Genomic DNA, 15,647 nt, shown 5'->3' with positions numbered 1-15,647 from the left:
GCAGGGCGGTATTTCTACGCAAAAGGCTTCCCCCGAGGGAAAAGCCTTTTGTGTTCTTACATCGGCGCAATATCAAACCGATAAATCGTCGTGGAGCTGTACGGCTGGTCCGGCAGCAGCGTCGTGTCCGGGAAGTTCGGGTGGTTCGGTGCGTCGGGAAAGTCCTCCGTCTCAAAGCAGACGGCGTCCCGGGCGGCGTAGTGTGCGCCGTCCTTGCCATCCGTGACCGGTGCCAGGAAGTTGGCCGAATACAAGTGCATACCGGGCAGGGTGGTCAGTACCTCCATGCGGATGCCGGTCTCGGGGCCGACGGCCCAGGCCGCGTGGCGCAGGCCGCTGTCCCGGATGATGTAGCACTGGTCGTAGCCGCTGCATTCCTTCAGCGGGGCAAAGTCAGCGCCAATGTCCAGACCCAGGGTCTTTTCCTCGGTAAAATCCATCGGCGTGCCCTCCACCGGCAGCTTGCGCCCGGTGGGGATGCTGTACGGGTCGGCCTCAAGATAATAGTCGGCGTCAATGGTCAGGCGGTGGCCCAGGGCGCTGCCGCTGGCGTGGCCGTTCAGGTTAAAATAACTGTGATTCGTCATATTGCAGACGGTGGGCGCATCAGTGGTGGCCCCATAGCGGATGACCAGCCCGCTCTTTGCCAGGCTGTACTGGATGGTCAACGTCATGTTGCCGGGAAAGCCGTCGGTGCCCGCGGGGCTGACGGCGGTCATCGTCACGCTGTCGGTCTCGCCAGGGGTCAGCTCCACATCAAACATCGAGTGGCTGAACCCGTGCAGGCCGCTGTGTAGGCAGTTCCCGTGCTGATTTGCCGTCACATGGACGATCTCCTCATACAGGGGGAACTGCGCCCCCGCAATACGGTTGGCAAAGCGGCCCACGGCGGCCCCCATGCTGTCGGTATTCAGCTCGTAGTCGGCGGCAGTGCCGTAGCCCAGCACCACATCCACCGGATTGCCCTTGCGGTCCGGCACGATGATACGATGAATAATGGCGGCATAACTCAGCAGCTGCACCTCGATAAAGTCATTTTTCAGCACGGCCAGCTTGACGGTCTCGCCGGTGGTGGACTTGCCGAAATCACGGATCGAAACAGACATACGGGAACCTCCTTACTTTTCGGTGGCAATACCCTGGGCGGCCAGGTCCTCGCGCACGCTCTCGGCCACGCTGCCGGTGCCGTAGTTCAGCATGCGGTTCACGCGGCTGACGGTGGCGCTGGATGCGCCGGTCTCGCGGCGGATTTCGCTGTACACCTTGCCCTGCAACAGGCAGCCGGCCACAGCGTAGCGCTGCTCCATCGTGCGCAGCTCGGTCACGGCGCACAGGTCGTCAAAAAAGCGGATGCACTCATCCAGCGTGTTCAGCCGCAGGATCGCCTCATACAGGGCGGTATTACGTTCATTTTGTTGCATAGCGTAGTGGCGCAGGGGATGCGCCGACCTCTTTCTTTGTAAAATTTGCATTCGTTTCGGGGTCTATCTCTCTACATTCTAGCAAATTTGACCAATCAAGTCAATACGCTAAAGCGTGAAAGCGTCATAAAATATAAAAAGAATAGCTTGCATTTAACACCAAAATGTTGTATCATAGAAATACCAAAACAGAGGGAGAAAACTATGCCAACAACATTGCTTATCATCTACCGCATCCTTGGCGCTGCGCTTTTTGCACTGGCGGCCGCCGCGATTGTGGAAAAATACCGCACCGTGCGCGGGGCGGCGCTGCTGCCTGCCCGCGTGCTGGAATGCCGCAAGGCAGCCTCCACCAGCCCCAACCGCAGCGCGGGCGGCTACCGCTACTTAGTGGAACTGCACGCCAACGGCCAGCGGTTGGAGCTGGAAACGAACGACTCCTTCTGGTTCAAGCATGACAAGACCGTGGGCAAGGCAATCCAGGTCTGGTACAACCCCAACGCCCGCTGTGTCGAGCGCAAAAGCTGGGAGACGGAGATCTTCTCGGCGGTGCTGGCCGTCATCGGTGCGGCGCTGCTGCTGATACGGTGAGGGCGGAGCATGGAATGGATACTGTATGTGCTGTTGGCGCTGGCCGTGGCGGGGGATATCCTGCTGGCGGTCATTCTGGCAAAGGTACTGCAAAAAAACAACGAAACACAGCAGAAAATTGACACGGCGGACGACTTTGTCCGCGCCATGACCCCGGTGCTGCAAAGCGAGACGGACCTACTGGCCGAGCAGCTGCGCGCCATGCAGGGGGAGAGCGCCCGCACCACCAGCGCCACACTGCGGGATTTCTCCGCCGTGCTGGCCGAGAACCAGCGCCAGAGTGCGGCCACCAATACCGCACGGCTGGAGGCTATCGACCGCGCCGGGGCTGCCCGCCAGAAGGCTGCCAACGACGCCCTGCTGGCCCAGCTGACAATGATGGAAACGCGGTTGAAAAACCTGGAAGATTCCAACGCCGTGCGGATGGACAGCGTGCGCGGCGCGGTGGTGCAGGGCTTGAACACCATCCGCGCCGACAACAACAAAAAGCTGGACGAAATTCGCGGTACCGTCGAAGAAAAGCTGCAGGACACCTTGCAGCAGCGCATCAACGATTCGTTCAAGACGGTCAGCGCCCAGCTGGAACAGGTCTACAAGGGCCTGGGCGAGATGCAGAATTTGGCCGCCGATGTGGGCAGCCTGAAGCAGGTGCTCTCCGGCGTCAAGACCCGCGGCATCCTGGGCGAAGTGCAGCTCGGCGCGATTTTGGAGCAGATTCTGGCCCCCGGCCAGTATGCCTGCAATGTGGCGACCGTGCCGGGCAGTGCCAACCGCGTGGAGTATGCCGTCAAGCTGCCGGGCCAGAGCGGCACGGTCTGGCTGCCCATCGACGCGAAATTCCCCGGCGATACCTACGCCCATTTGCAGGCAGCGCAGGAGCGGGGCGATGCGGCCGCCGTGGCCGCTATGCGCAAGGCACTGAATAACGTCCTGCGCGCCGAGGCAAAGGATATCCATGACAAGTACATTGAGGTACCCTACACCACCAGCTTCGGCATCCTGTTCCTGCCGTTTGAGGGGCTGTATGCCGAGGTCGTCTCCAGCGGTGTGACTGAACTGCTGCAGCGCGAGTATCAGATCACGGTTGCAGGTCCCTCCACCATGGCGGCGCTGCTCAACGCCCTGCAGATGGGCTTCCGCACGCTGGCCATCCAGAAGCGCTCCGGCGAGGTCTGGACGATCTTGGGTGCGGTCAAGACCGAGTTTGAAAAGTTCGGCGCGGGCCTGCAGCAGATGCAGCGCCACCTGAACCAGACTGGCTCTGACCTGGAAGAACTCATCGGCCCCCGCAGCCGCGCCATCACCCGCAAGCTGGAGTCGGTGCAGCAGCTTGACCCGGATACGGCCACAGCGCTATTGGGCATCGAGGAGTAGGGGAGGAGTATCCCTATGGGACTGAGTGCCGTTATTGCTCGGTTCAAACAAACGGCGTCCGGTAGGGGCCGCATATATGCGGCCCGCAACTTCCCCGCAAACGACCGTCTGCCTTCAAGATGAGAGCCGGATATGTCTGGCTCCTACAAATCCATTCCACGTCGTCATTTTTGCCAGAATCCGCCCCCGCAAGGGGGCTTTTTCTATGCCGCTGCCCACTTTACACGGCGGGTGCGCTGTGGTATACTGAATAAGTTATTGAACAGTCAACAACATGCGGCGCTGCCGCACGCCCATAAAGGAGTTACTGCCATGATCCGTATTGTTACTGATTCCGCCGCCGATTTGACCGCGGCGGAGCTGTCCCTCCCCGGCATCTTTGTCGTGCCGCTGTCTGTCACCTTTGCAGACGGCACCACCCAGCTTGATGACGGCACGATGACGAAGGATGAATTTTTCGTCCGTCTGGCAGAGGACAGCAAGCTGCCCCGCACAAGCCAGCCCAGTCCGGCCAGCTTTATGCAGGTGTATGAGGACGCCGCCGCGGCGGGGGATGAGGTTCTTGTGATCACCATCGGCCAGAAGCTGTCCGGCACCTACCAGTGCGCGCATCTGGCCGCCGCCGATGTCGGCCTGCAGGCGCATATCGTAGACTCCGAAGCGGCTTCGCAGGCTGAGGCGCTGCTCGTCCGTGAGGCGGTGCGCCTGCGTGATGAGGAGGGCCTGACGGCGGAGGAGATCGCCGCTGTGCTGGAACAGTTCAAGAAGCGGGTGCGCATCGTTGCCGTGGTGGACAGCCTCAAGCATCTGCAGAAGGGCGGCCGGCTGCCGGCAGCGGTGGCGCTGGTGGGCGGCGCACTCGGCATCAAGCCGGTGCTGGCCCTGCAGGACGGTGCCATCAAGTTGGTGGACAAGGGCCGCGGCCGCCCCGGTGCGCTGGTCGCCATGTTCAAGCAGCTGGACGCGCTCGGCGGTGTTGACCCGCGCTACGGCTATACGCTGCTCTACAGCGATAACAAGCAGCTTATTGCACCGGTACACCATTACATGCACCAGAATCTCCAACTGACCGGCGGCCGTGTGGCCCAGCTTGGCCCCACCATCGGCACCCATGTCGGTCCCGGCGTGGTCGGTGTGGTGTTTGTAGCGAAGGAGTAATAAAATAAAATGCAGGGGCGAGCCATGCCCGCCCCTGTAAGTTGAGCTTCTCCATTCGGAGAAGCTTTTTTATTTTCCGCTGAAAAACTTATTCAGTGCATACACCCCCAGCACGAGGACACCGAGGACGAGGAAAATCCCCGCCATACCGGCGCAGAGCATCGAGAGGGTGACGGGCAGCAGAGCAGTTGACATGGCGCAAGCCTCCTTATACATAACCGTTCATCAGGGTCAAAATCAGCCCGCCGGCAATGACCGACGCGATCTGGCCCGAGACGTTGACACTGATCGAGTACATCAGCAGGAAATTCTGGTTGTCCTCGGCCAAGCCCATCTGGTTGACAACACGGCCGCTCATCGGGAAGGCGGAGATGCCCGCCGCGCCGATCATCGGGTTCAGCTTCTTGCCCTCGGGCAGGAACAAATTCAACAGCTTGGCGAAGAAAACGCCGCCGGCGGTGTCAAAAATAAATGCGACCAGACCCAGCGCCAGGATCAGCAGCGTGTCGGGCTGCACAAACTTGTCTGCGGTCATCTGCCCGGCTACGGTCAGGCCCAGCACGATCGTGATAAGATTTGCCAGCACGTTTTGTGCCGTCTCAGACAGGGCGTTCAGCACACCGCACTCGCGCAGCAGGTTGCCGAACATGAGGAAGCCGACCAGCGCCACGCTGGCGGGGGCTACCAATCCGGCCAGCATAGTGACCACAATCGGGAACAAAATTTTGGTGATTTTGCTGACATTGCCCTTCTGGTACGGCATCCGGATCAGCCGCTCTTTTTTCGTTGTGCACAGGCGGATGACCGGCGGCTGCACGATGGGGACCAGCGCCATATAGCTGTAGGCCGCCACCATGATAGCACCCAGGTATTTGCTGCCCAGTGTGTTCGCCACGAAGATAGCCGTCGGGCCGTCCGCCGCGCCGATGACCGCGATGGACGCCGCGTCGGGCAGGTCAAAGAACAGCCCCGCCAGCACAAGTGTGACAAAAATGCCGAACTGCGCCGCCGCACCGAACAGCATGAGCCACGGCTTTTCCAGCAGCGGGCCAAAATCGATCATCGCGCCGATGCCGATAAAGAGCAGCAACGGGAACAGCTCGTTGGACATACCGGCGTCAAAAAGCGCGTTGACAGGGCCAACGGTTTCGCCCTGTGTGATGGCACCGGACAGCGGCAAGTTGACGAGGATGGCACCGAAGCCCATGGGCAGCAGCAGGCTCGGCTCCATCTTTTTGGCGATGGCAAGGTAGATCAGCAGGCCGCCGATGACCCACATGACCACCATCTGCCAGGTGAGGTTGCCGAGGTTGGCGAACAGCCCGGCAAAGGTTTGGAGAAATTGCATACAGGACCCTCCCGAATCGTGGGCGGCAGGGAGCAAAAAAAGAGACCCCTGCCGCAGAAAAAGTCTGCGGCAAAAGTCTCAGTGTTTCAGTATGCCCCGGGGCCAAAGTCCGTGGTGACGAAGCGATACAACGCGCGGCGGCGCGTCCCTTACTCCCTTTTACCTTGAGTGGATTATAGCATAGGGGCGCGGAAAATGCAAGGGGAATTTGCTCAATATACCGAAAAATACCCCACATGCTCGGGCTCATTGTCCTCGACCAGCACCGTGAAGCCGCCGGGGTTGACCTCGGTGTTCTTGCCGAAGGCCTCCTCGGCGAGGAGGTGCGGTCCGCGGTTCAGGATGATCTCTGCCGTCTGGGTCTTGCCGACGCGGCGGTAGTGCAGTACATCCCCCTCGGCGCGGACAATTTCCAGCCGCCCGCCGTCGAAGGCGTCACAGCTGCGGCGCAGAGCGGCCAGCGTCTTGATGGGGCCGCGCAGCCGCTGCTCGGTGGAGTTCCAGTCAAAGAATGCGCGGTTGAAGGGGTCGCGGTAGCCCTGCATGGCGATCTCGTCGCCGTAGTAGACGCAGGGTACGCCGGGCAGCGTGAAGATCATCGCATACCCCAACAGCAGTTTGCGCACAGCATCGTCCATTTTGTCGGCGGGGATGCAGCGCTTGCTCTGCCAGCAGCGGTCGCGGCCGTTGCAGGGCTCGCCCGCAATGGCGGTGATGGCGCGCTCAGTGTCGTGGGTGGACAGGAAATTCATGGCACAGTCCAGCGCCGGGGCAGGATAGTTCTCGCAAATTTGCATCAGGGCATCGGCCACAGCGGCCACGTCGCCGCCGTGCAGGTAGTCCAGCGCCGCATTGCGGAAGGGATAGTTCATCACGGCGTCCAGTCCGCGCCCGCGCAGGTAGGTACGGCGCTGGCCGAAGGCTTCCTTCGTGGTCGCGTCCTCCCACACTTCGCCCAGAAGCAGCTTGTCGTCGCCGTGGGATTTGACGGCAGTGCGGATTTTTTCAATGAAATCATCGGGCAGCTCGTCGGCTACATCCAGCCGGAAGCCCGAAGCGCCCAGGTTCAGCCAAGTATCGATGACGCCGCCCTTGCCGCAGATAAAATCTACATAGGAGGGCGAATCCTCCTGCACCTCGGGCAGTGTCTCAAAGCCCCACCAGCTGCGGTAGCCGCAGGGATAGCCCGAGTCAAAGTCGTACCAGCTACGGTAAGGCGAGTTGCGGTCGCGGTACGCGCCGCCCGGGCCGTAGCGGCCCTCGCGGTTGAAGTAGCGGGAGTCTGACCCCGTGTGGCTGAACACGCCGTCCAAAATAATGCGGATGCCCTCCCGGGCAGCAGCCAGGCAGAGGGCGCTGAACTCCTCGTTCGTGCCCAGCAGCGGGTCGGCTTTCAGGTAGTCGGCCGTGTTGTAGCGGTGGTTGGCATGGGCCTCAAAAATCGGGTTCAAGTAGATGCAGGTGACGCCTAAATCACGCAGATACGGCAGCTTTTGCTGGATGCCCGCAAAGTCACCGCCGTAGTAGTCCATATTCAGGTAGCCCTCGTCCTGCTCGGTGGGCCAGAAATACGGCTCGCCGGTCTTGTCGGCGCGGTAGATGCGGTCGGCAAAGGGCATCTCCTTGTTGGGCTTTCCTTCGCAGAAACGGTCGGGGAAAATTTGATACATCGTGCCGTTTTTTAGCCAGTCCGGCGTTTTGAAGTCCGGCTCATACACGGTCAGCTGCCATTCCTGCCCTTCGGTCCAGCTGAGCACCCCTTCGCCGCCCGGCGTGCGGTAGATACGGCGGAAATCAGTGTACAGGTCAAAATGGTAGAAGTACAGCCCCGATGTGGTGGGTGTGACGGTCAGCGTGAAGTGGTTGACCCGGGGCGTCTGACCGGTGAACTCCATGCGGTAGTGTACCGGGTTTTCACGATCCTTCGTCAGAACCAGATGCGGGTCCACATAGCCAAGATCCTCGGGCACTGTCAGGTTGAAAGTCACAGCCTGCCCGGCGGGAATTGCCCCGAACGGGGATTTGCAGGCAGTATCTAAACTGTTATAAAAAGTGTGAGACATAAAAGTCTCCCCCTTTACGTTAGCGTAAAGCCTTCTCCCCTGGGGGAGAAGGTGGCCCGGAGGGCCGGATGAGGGGCGCGTTTGGCGTGGGAACCCGGTAGTGGGCAGCAGCGGCAAGGCCGCCCCTCATCAGTCTGCTTCGCAGACAGCTTCCCCCCAATGGGGGAAGCCTATGCAAAAGGCCGTGCCCTGTGAAGGGCACGGCCAAAAATCAAGTAACGAAATTATTTGACAGGAGTGGCGCCCCAGATGTCACGCGCATAGTCCATGATGGAACGGTCGGCGCTGAAGATGCCCGCGTTGGAAATATTCATCAGGCTCATGTGGTTCCACTTCTGCTTGTCGCGGTACAGTTCCTGCAGATCGTGCTGGGCACGGCGGTAATCCTTGAAGTCCGCCATGACCATGTACGGGTCGGAGTTGCGCAGGTTGCTCGTGACCTCGCTGAAGTTCTCGCCGTTCCAGCCCTTCTCCAGGAAGTCCAGCACAGCCATCGCGGTGTTGTCGCCGTTGATAAAGGCGTTCGGGTGGTAGCCCATGCCCTTCAGCGCGTTGACCTCGGGGGTCAGCATACCGAAGATGATCTCGTTCTCGTGGCCGGCGGCATCGGCGATCTCGACGTTCGCGCCGTCCAGCGTGCCCAGCGTGATCGCACCGTTCAGCATGAACTTCATGTTGCCGGTGCCGGAAGCCTCGGTGCCGGCCAAGGAAATCTGCTCGGACACTTCGGAGGCGGGCATCAGGCGCTCGGACAGGCTGACGCAGTAATCTTCGAGGTAGACGATGCGCAGCTTGCCGCGGACAGCGGGATCTTCGTCGATCATCTTGCCCAGCTTGCAGATCATGCGGATCATCTGCTTGGCCATGTAGTAGCCGGGGGCAGCCTTTGCGCCGAAGATGTAGGTTTTGGGGGTGAACTCGGCGTTGGGGTTGTTCTTCAGGTACAGGTACTCAGCGGCGATGTTCAGGGCGTTCAGGTGCTGACGCTTGTACTCGTGCATACGCTTGACCTGGCAGTCAAAGATGGAATCGGGGTCGATGACCTGGCCGGTAGCCTTCTGCAGGTAGTTCGCAAAGATGACCTTGTTCTCGCGCTTGACCTTGGCGGCGGCAGCCTGCACGGTCTTGTCGTCCACAAATTTCTCCAGCTTCTTCAGCTCGGAGGCATCGGTCTTGAAGCCGTCGCCGATGGTCTCCTCCAGCAGCTTGGTCAGGCCGGGGTTGGAGCAGAGCAGCCAGCGGCGGTAAGCGATGCCGTTGGTGACGTTCTTGAACGCCTGCGGCTTGTACAGAAAGTAATCATGGAACACGCTGTCCTTGATGATCTCGCTGTGCAGCTTGGAAACGCCGTTGATGGCGTGGCAGGTGTAGGCGCAGATGTTGGCGGTGCGGACCTGGTTGTCGCCGATGATGGCCATATAGTCGATCTTGCCCTGGTCGCCGGGGAAGGCCTTTGCCAGGTCGGCGCGGCAGCGGCGGTCCATCTCACAGACGATCTGCCAGATACGGGGCAGCGTAGAGCGGAAGATATCGGCGTTCCACTTCTCGAGAGCCTCGCTCATGACGGTGTGGTTCGTGTAGGCGAACACCTTGCGGCAGATGTCAAAGGCGGCGTCCCACTCATAGCTGCACTCGTCCAGCAGAATGCGCATCATCTCGGGGATGGCAACGGTCGGGTGGGTATCGTTCAGCTGGATGCTGACCTTGTCGGCCAGGTTGTCCAGCGTGCCGTACTGGTTCAGGTGGTTCTGCAGGATATCCGCGATGGACGCAGCAGAGAAGAAATACTGCTGGCGCAGACGCAGGATCTTACCCTCGGTGTGGTTGTCGTTGGGGTAGAGGATCTTGGAGATCAGCTCGGCAGAGGCAGACCGGCTGATGGCCGTGTTGTAGTTGCCGGCGTTGAAGCTGCTCATATCAAAGCTGGGGGCCTTTGCCTGCCACAGACGCAGCTTGGAAACGCCGTTGGAACCGTAACCGGCTACGTACATATCGTTGGGCACGGCGATGACGGAATTGTAGTTCTCGTACTTGACGTGATGGAAGCCGCCCTCCCAGGTCTCGATGGCCTGGCCGTCAAAGCGGATCTCCTGCGCCTGGTCGGGGTGGCTCTTGATCCAGACCTGGCCGCCGGGCAGCCAGTTGTCAGCGGTCTCCTGCTGCCAGCCATCGACGATCTTCTGCTTGAAGATGCCGTACTCGTACAGGATGGAATAGCCGGTGCCGGGGATGCAGTCGGTAGCCATGCCGTCCAGATAGCAGGCGGCCAGGCGGCCCAGACCGCCGTTGCCCAGGCCTGCGTCCGGCTCCTGGTCGTAGATGGTGTCGATCTTGATGTCGGCGTCAGCCAGCACGCTCTCGGCAACCTCGTTCAGACCAAGGTTGAACAGGCTGGTGCGCAGGCTGCGGCCCATCAGGAACTCCATGCAGAGGTAGTAGACCTGCTTTTTGCCCTCGCCCAGGACCTTGGACTGGAACTGCTTCTGGTGGTCGGACATGATCTGGCGGGTGATCATAGCCAGGCAGCGATAAATCTGGTCAGCAGAGGCAGTGTCCAAAGTGACGTTGCACTCGCTCATCAGCTTATCTTTGAGCAGCTTCTCAAATTCACGCTTTGTGTATTTCAAAATCGTTCTCTCCTTCTTCGCTGTGATAAAATCACTGGGATAACAGATTCTTGCGACTGTTTTTGGGTGGGGTCAATAAACCACACTATTGATTATAACGATATTTGGCTCATTGCGCAAGGGAAAATTGCCCGTTTGCATCTTTTTTATACATTTTCCTCAAAAAGGGCTTTTGTAAACCGCCGATTTGTATTATAATAATTGTGGATTTATGCGCTCGGGCCTCCAAAGCCGGGCACAGGCAGGATCGGAAGGAGTATGATTATGGGTATGGCTACCTCAAAAGTGCGGCTGAACATCTGCGGGTCCAGCTATGTAGTCAACACGAGCGAGAGCGAGGACTATATGCAGAACCTCGCCGATAGGCTGAACCTGGACATGAACGAGCTGATGGCGTCCTCGAACTCTGTGTCTATCACCACGGCGGCGGTCATGACGGCGCTGAACTACCGCGACGAGCTGGAAAAGGCCAGCGGCAGCGCGGACAATATGCGCCGTCAGATCAAGGATTATCTCGAGGACGCGGCCAGCGCCAAGATGGCTGCCGAGGAAGCCCGCCGTGAGAATGCCTCACTGAAGCGCCGCATCGATGAGCTGGAACGCCGCCTGCGCCGCAGCCAGTTCCCGGTGGAGGACGAATGAGCCGCCCGGAGATCCTGGCCCCGGCAGGCAACCGCGAAATGCTTGGCGCCGCTGTTTTCAGCGGCGCTGATGCTGTTTATCTGGGGCTGACGGGCTTTAATGCACGCCGCACGGCGGGCAACTTTACCCCCGATGAACTGCGGGCGGCTGTGGCCTTCTGCCATGCGCGCGGCGTCAAGGTCCATGTCACGCTGAACACGCTGGTCTATGACCGCGAACTGGCGGGCCTGGCCGACGCGGTGCGGGCTGTGGCCGAAGCGGGCGCGGATGCCGTAATTGCCGATGACCTTGCCACGGCGCAGCTGGTCAAGAGCATTGCACCGACGCTGCACCTGCACGGCTCGACCCAGATGAGCGTCCACACGCCGGAAGGGGCCAAAGAGTTGGCCGCCCTGGGGTATGACCGCGTCATTCTCGCGCGGGAGCTGTCCATCGATGAAATCCGCGCCGTCTGCGAAGCCAGCCCCATTGAGGTGGAGGTGTTCGTCCACGGCGCACTCTGCATGAGTGTGTCCGGCCAGTGCATGATGAGCGCCTTTTTGGGCGGCCGCAGCGGCAACCGGGGCGCCTGCGCCGGGCCCTGCCGCCTGCCCTTTGACGCCAGCGCAGGCCTGAAACCCGGCCAGCCCGGCAAGGCCTGCCATTTGAGCCTGAAAGATATGGACTACATCCCGCACTTGCGGGAGCTGATGGACGCGGGTGTCGCCAGTGTGAAAATTGAGGGCCGCCTGCGCACGCCGGAGTATGCGGCGGCGGTCGTCACGGCCTGCCGTGCGGTCTGCGCGGGCCAGCCTTACGATGAAAAGCTCGTGCGGGATATCTTCTCCCGCTCTGGTTTCACGGACGGCTACCTGACGAACCGCAACGACGGCAAAATGTTCGGCGTGCGCACCGAGGCGGACGCCGCGGCGACCCGCGCAGCGACGCCCAAGGCCCGCGAGCTGTTCCGCCGTGAATTGCAGCGCGTGCCGGTGCATTACGAGGTCAGCGGCGGCGTCGAGGACGGCGGCATCAAGCTGACGGCCTGGGACGACGACGGCCATAAGGCGGTCGTGTACAGCGCCGATGAGCCGCAGCCTGCCCAGAAGGACCCGCTGCCCGGCATTGAGCGTGCGCTGGGCAAGACCGGCGGCACGCCCTTTGTCATGGCCGACCTGCGCACCGAAGCAGGGGAGGGGGGCTTAGGCTTTCTGCCCGGTTCTGCCTGGAACGAGCTGCGCCGCGAAGCGCTGGACAAGCTGCTGGAAAAGCGCAGCGAAGTCCGGCCCCACGCCACGCAGAATATCACGCTGCCCGCCTACCCGGCGCACACGGTCGGGCAGGCCCCGGCACTGGCCGCGCGGTTTGCCAATGCGGCCCAGTGCCCGGCGGATGCTGTGGAAAAGCTGAAATACCTGATTTTCCCGATTGCCGAGGCCGAGAGCATCCCCGAGGCATGGCGGGAGAAAACGCTGCTGGAACTGCCCCGCGTCATGTTCGGCAAGCTGGAACAAAAAACCGCCGCCCGGCTGGACGCCTTGCAGGATGCAGGTTTTGCGGGCGCGGTGGTCAATAACCCCGCACAGCTGCGCTACACCGACGGCTGGACGCTGTACGGAGGCCTGGGTCTGAACGTGACGAACCCGATGAGCGCCGCGCGGTATAAGAGCCTGGGCATCGAGGGGATGCTGTTGCAGCCCGAGACCGCACTGACGGCCATGCAGGCTGTGGCTCCGGGCGTGCCCACGGCGGCGCTGTGCTACGGCCACCTGCCGCTGATGCTGACCCGGGCGTGTCCGCTGCGCAACGTGCGGGACTGCGGCAAATGCCAGGGCGGCGGCACGCTGCGCGACCGCAAGGGCCGCGACTTCACCGTGACCTGCTCGGCCCCCGGCGGGGCGGGTGTGCGCACGGTGTACAACCCTGTGCCGCTTTATATGGGTGAGCGCCTGTCCGAAATGCCGGTGGATGTGGCGGTTGCCGCCTTTACCATCGAGACCCCGGCACGCGTTTCCCAGATTTTGGCAATGCTTTTGGACGCTCGCCCGTTTGACAATGAGTTTACGAGAGGGCTATACTATACGAATAATTAAATAGATAAAAGATACTAGATACTAGATAATAAATGATGTGGAGTTTTTGCCTGCGGGGCAAAAACAAAATTTTGAGCGTCGCACAGTGCCGCGATCCACCTGCTTTTTTATCTCTTATCTTTTATCTATTATCTTTTTTGGAGGTTCCCATGACCCCTATTGTAAAATATAAAAAACTCGATCCCCGCGCGGTCGTGCCAACCTACGCCACCCCTGGTGCGGCGGCGGCCGATCTGTGCGCGGTGCTGGATGAACCGCTGACGCTGGCGCCCATGCAGCGTACCCTCGTACCCACCGGCCTTGCCATCGAGCTGCCCGGCCCCGAGTGCGTCGCCCTCGTCTATGCCCGCAGCGGCCTGTCCATCAAGCACGGCCTGTGCATGGCAAACGGCGTCGGCGTCATTGACAGCGACTACCGCGGCGAACTCCGCGTGCCGATGGTGAATCTGTCCAACGAACCCTACACCATCCAGCCCGGCGAGCGCGTGGCCCAGCTCTGCATTGCCCCGGTCTGGCAGGCAGCCTTCACCTCTGCCGACGAGCTGACCGACACCCGGCGCGGTGCCGGCGGCTTTGGGTCGACCGGAAAATAATAATTTTCCACCCCCACTTTGCCACACTTCGACATCCAACTCCTACTATAATAAACCAGAAAGGAAGCACCCCATGGCTTTGATCCTTGCATCCGGCAGCCCGCGTCGGCGGGAACTGATGAGCCTTATCACGCCGGACTATACCGTTATCACCAGCGACGTCGACGAGACGAAAATTGCCGCGGACTCCCCGGCACACCTGGCCAAGGCCCTGGCTACCGCCAAGGCCCGCGCTGTGGCCGAGGAACACCCCGACGATATCGTCTGCGGTTTTGACACGGTGGTCGAGTGCGAGGGCGAAGTGTTCGGCAAGCCGAAAGACGAGGCCGACGCCGTGCGGATGCTGCGCGCCCTGTCAGGTCGTGCGCACCGCGTACATACTGGCGTCTGCATCTGCCGGGGCCGCCGCGCTGCCGCTACGGTGGAGACAACATCCGTCCATTTTTCGTCCATCGAGGAGGACGACCTGCGGATTTATGTCCGCACGCCGGAACCCTACGATAAGGCCGGGGCCTATGCCATCCAGGGGCACGCGGCGCTGTGGTGCGCGGGCATCGAAGGGTGCTACTACAACATCATGGGGCTGCCGGTCCACCGCACGGCACAACTGCTGCGCGAATTTCAGTAAACCCGCACAGCCCCGGAATGGGGGAGACTGTATGGGTAAGTTCTGCAACATTTTTACACGCTTTTTCGGGAGAATACACGCTATGTTTACCAAGGATATCGGCATTGATCTGGGCACCGCCAACACGCTGGTCTACATGAAGGGCCGGGGCATCATCATGCGGGAGCCAAGCGTCGTCGCCGTCGACCCGCGCAGCGACGAACTGCGGGTGCGCAGCGTCGGGCATGAGGCAAAGGCTGTCATCGGCCGCGCACCCGGGTCCATCGTGGCCGTGCGTCCGCTGAAGGACGGCGTCATTGCCGATTTCGACATCACCGCAGCCATGCTGCAAAGCTTCATCCGCCAGGCCTGCGGCAACAGCATTTTTGCCCATCCCCGGGTGGTCATCTGCGTGCCGTCCGGCGTCACCGAGGTCGAGCGCCGCGCCGTGCGCCAGGCAGCAGCCAAGGCGGGCGCACGCCAGGTCACAGTCATTGAGGAACCCATGGCCGCTGCCATCGGCAGCGGGCTGCCCACCACTGACGCTGTTGGCAGCATGATCGTGGATATCGGCGGCGGCACGGCGGAAGTGGCGGTCATCAGCCTGTCGGGCATCGTGGCCAGCCGCAGCGTGCGCTGCGCGGGCGACGCGCTGGATCAGAGCATCATTGCCTTCATCAAGCGCAAGTATAACCTCCTGGTGGGCGAGCGCACGGCCGAGCAGATCAAAATCGAGATCGGCTCTGCCTGCCCGCAGGACCCGGAAACCAGCATGGAGATCAAAGGCCGCAACCTCGTGGACGGCCTGCCGAAGGATATCCTGATCCGGTCCGAGGAAGTCCGCGACGCCATGAGTGAATGTCTGCTGCGCATTGTCGAGGCCATCAAGGACACACTGGAATGCACGCCGCCGGAACTGTCCAGTGATATCATCGACCGGGGCATCATGCTCTCGGGCGGCGGTGCGCTGCTGCGCGGGCTGGATACGCTGATCCAGAACGAGACCGGCATCGATGTCCACATTGCCGAAAGCCCACTGGACTGTGTGGCCCTGGGCGCCGGTGCCGTGCTGGATAACCCCGACCTGGCCGGGCGACGGAAAGAAGAGATGAGCTATCTGTAAAATCTCCAGCCTTCTCCCCTGGGAAGAA

Annotated in this window: 14 protein-coding genes; 8 read left to right on the top strand and 6 right to left on the bottom strand. The window is 61.0% G+C overall.

Annotated elements, in window-relative coordinates; genetic code table 11:
* Nucleotides 1-56 precede the first annotated feature (56 nt).
* A complete protein-coding gene (locus ACZO0A_RS03090; protein ID WP_291210784.1) occupies nucleotides 57-1,106 on the bottom strand; it encodes an aldose epimerase family protein in 1,050 nt (349 codons plus the stop codon).
* Between the two features lie 12 nt (nucleotides 1,107-1,118).
* Nucleotides 1,119-1,421: a YerC/YecD family TrpR-related protein gene (locus ACZO0A_RS03085; RefSeq protein ID WP_215691772.1), complete on the bottom strand. Its 303-nt coding sequence runs from the start codon at nucleotides 1,419-1,421 to the stop codon at nucleotides 1,119-1,121.
* A gap of 204 nt (nucleotides 1,422-1,625) precedes the next feature.
* Between ACZO0A_RS03085 and ACZO0A_RS03080 the strand changes: the two genes are divergently transcribed.
* The 3 genes from ACZO0A_RS03080 to ACZO0A_RS03070 all read left to right on the top strand — a co-directional run bounded on the left by ACZO0A_RS03080 (nucleotide 1,626) and on the right by ACZO0A_RS03070 (nucleotide 4,544).
* Nucleotides 1,626-2,012: a DUF3592 domain-containing protein gene (locus tag ACZO0A_RS03080; RefSeq protein ID WP_215691771.1), complete on the top strand. Its 387-nt coding sequence runs from the start codon at nucleotides 1,626-1,628 to the stop codon at nucleotides 2,010-2,012.
* A gap of 9 nt (nucleotides 2,013-2,021) precedes the next feature.
* Nucleotides 2,022-3,386 carry a DNA recombination protein RmuC gene (locus ACZO0A_RS03075; RefSeq protein ID WP_291231293.1) on the top strand — a complete coding sequence of 455 codons (1,365 nt, stop codon included), beginning with the start codon at nucleotides 2,022-2,024 and terminating at the stop codon, nucleotides 3,384-3,386.
* A gap of 312 nt (nucleotides 3,387-3,698) precedes the next feature.
* Nucleotides 3,699-4,544 (top strand): DegV family protein, encoded by an 846-nt coding sequence (locus ACZO0A_RS03070; RefSeq protein ID WP_291231294.1) that lies wholly within the window; start codon nucleotides 3,699-3,701, stop codon nucleotides 4,542-4,544.
* Between the two features lie 69 nt (nucleotides 4,545-4,613).
* Here ACZO0A_RS03070 and ACZO0A_RS03065 read toward each other — a convergent pair whose 3' ends face one another.
* The 4 genes from ACZO0A_RS03065 to ACZO0A_RS03050 all read right to left on the bottom strand — a co-directional run bounded on the left by ACZO0A_RS03065 (nucleotide 4,614) and on the right by ACZO0A_RS03050 (nucleotide 10,582).
* A complete protein-coding gene (locus ACZO0A_RS03065) occupies nucleotides 4,614-4,739 on the bottom strand; it encodes an OadG-related small transporter subunit (RefSeq protein WP_143402655.1) in 126 nt (41 codons plus the stop codon).
* 13 nt (nucleotides 4,740-4,752) lie between these two features.
* Entirely contained in the window at nucleotides 4,753-5,892 is a 1,140-nt protein-coding gene (locus tag ACZO0A_RS03060) for a sodium ion-translocating decarboxylase subunit beta (protein WP_294718099.1), read from the bottom strand.
* 212 nt (nucleotides 5,893-6,104) lie between these two features.
* Entirely contained in the window at nucleotides 6,105-7,955 is a 1,851-nt protein-coding gene (locus tag ACZO0A_RS03055) for a glycoside hydrolase family 13 protein (protein ID WP_302375213.1), read from the bottom strand.
* Between the two features lie 224 nt (nucleotides 7,956-8,179).
* Nucleotides 8,180-10,582, bottom strand: a complete 2,403-nt coding sequence (locus tag ACZO0A_RS03050; RefSeq protein ID WP_486846017.1) for a glycogen/starch/alpha-glucan phosphorylase — start codon at nucleotides 10,580-10,582, stop codon at nucleotides 8,180-8,182.
* A gap of 270 nt (nucleotides 10,583-10,852) precedes the next feature.
* Here ACZO0A_RS03050 and ACZO0A_RS03045 point away from each other — a divergent pair, with 270 nt between their 5' ends.
* The 5 genes from ACZO0A_RS03045 to ACZO0A_RS03025 all read left to right on the top strand — a co-directional run bounded on the left by ACZO0A_RS03045 (nucleotide 10,853) and on the right by ACZO0A_RS03025 (nucleotide 15,619).
* Entirely contained in the window at nucleotides 10,853-11,224 is a 372-nt protein-coding gene (locus tag ACZO0A_RS03045; RefSeq protein ID WP_252261468.1) for a cell division protein ZapA, read from the top strand.
* Nucleotides 11,221-13,296 (top strand): U32 family peptidase, encoded by a 2,076-nt coding sequence (locus ACZO0A_RS03040; RefSeq protein ID WP_302375217.1) that lies wholly within the window; start codon nucleotides 11,221-11,223, stop codon nucleotides 13,294-13,296. Before ACZO0A_RS03045 ends, ACZO0A_RS03040 begins: the two co-directional genes overlap by 4 nt.
* A gap of 149 nt (nucleotides 13,297-13,445) precedes the next feature.
* Entirely contained in the window at nucleotides 13,446-13,889 is a 444-nt protein-coding gene (gene dut, locus ACZO0A_RS03035) for a dUTP diphosphatase (protein WP_302375218.1), read from the top strand.
* Between the two features lie 73 nt (nucleotides 13,890-13,962).
* The gene (locus tag ACZO0A_RS03030) at nucleotides 13,963-14,517 is read left to right on the top strand and encodes a Maf family protein (protein ID WP_215691762.1); all 555 of its coding nucleotides are present in this window, start codon (nucleotides 13,963-13,965) and stop codon (nucleotides 14,515-14,517) included.
* A gap of 82 nt (nucleotides 14,518-14,599) precedes the next feature.
* Entirely contained in the window at nucleotides 14,600-15,619 is a 1,020-nt protein-coding gene (locus ACZO0A_RS03025; RefSeq protein ID WP_215691761.1) for a rod shape-determining protein, read from the top strand.
* The last annotated feature ends 28 nt before the right edge of the window (nucleotides 15,620-15,647 follow it).

The organism is Gemmiger sp., assembly GCF_057431175.1.
Note: the sequence above shows the minus strand (reverse complement) of the source record. Positions and strands in the feature narration are given on the sequence as shown.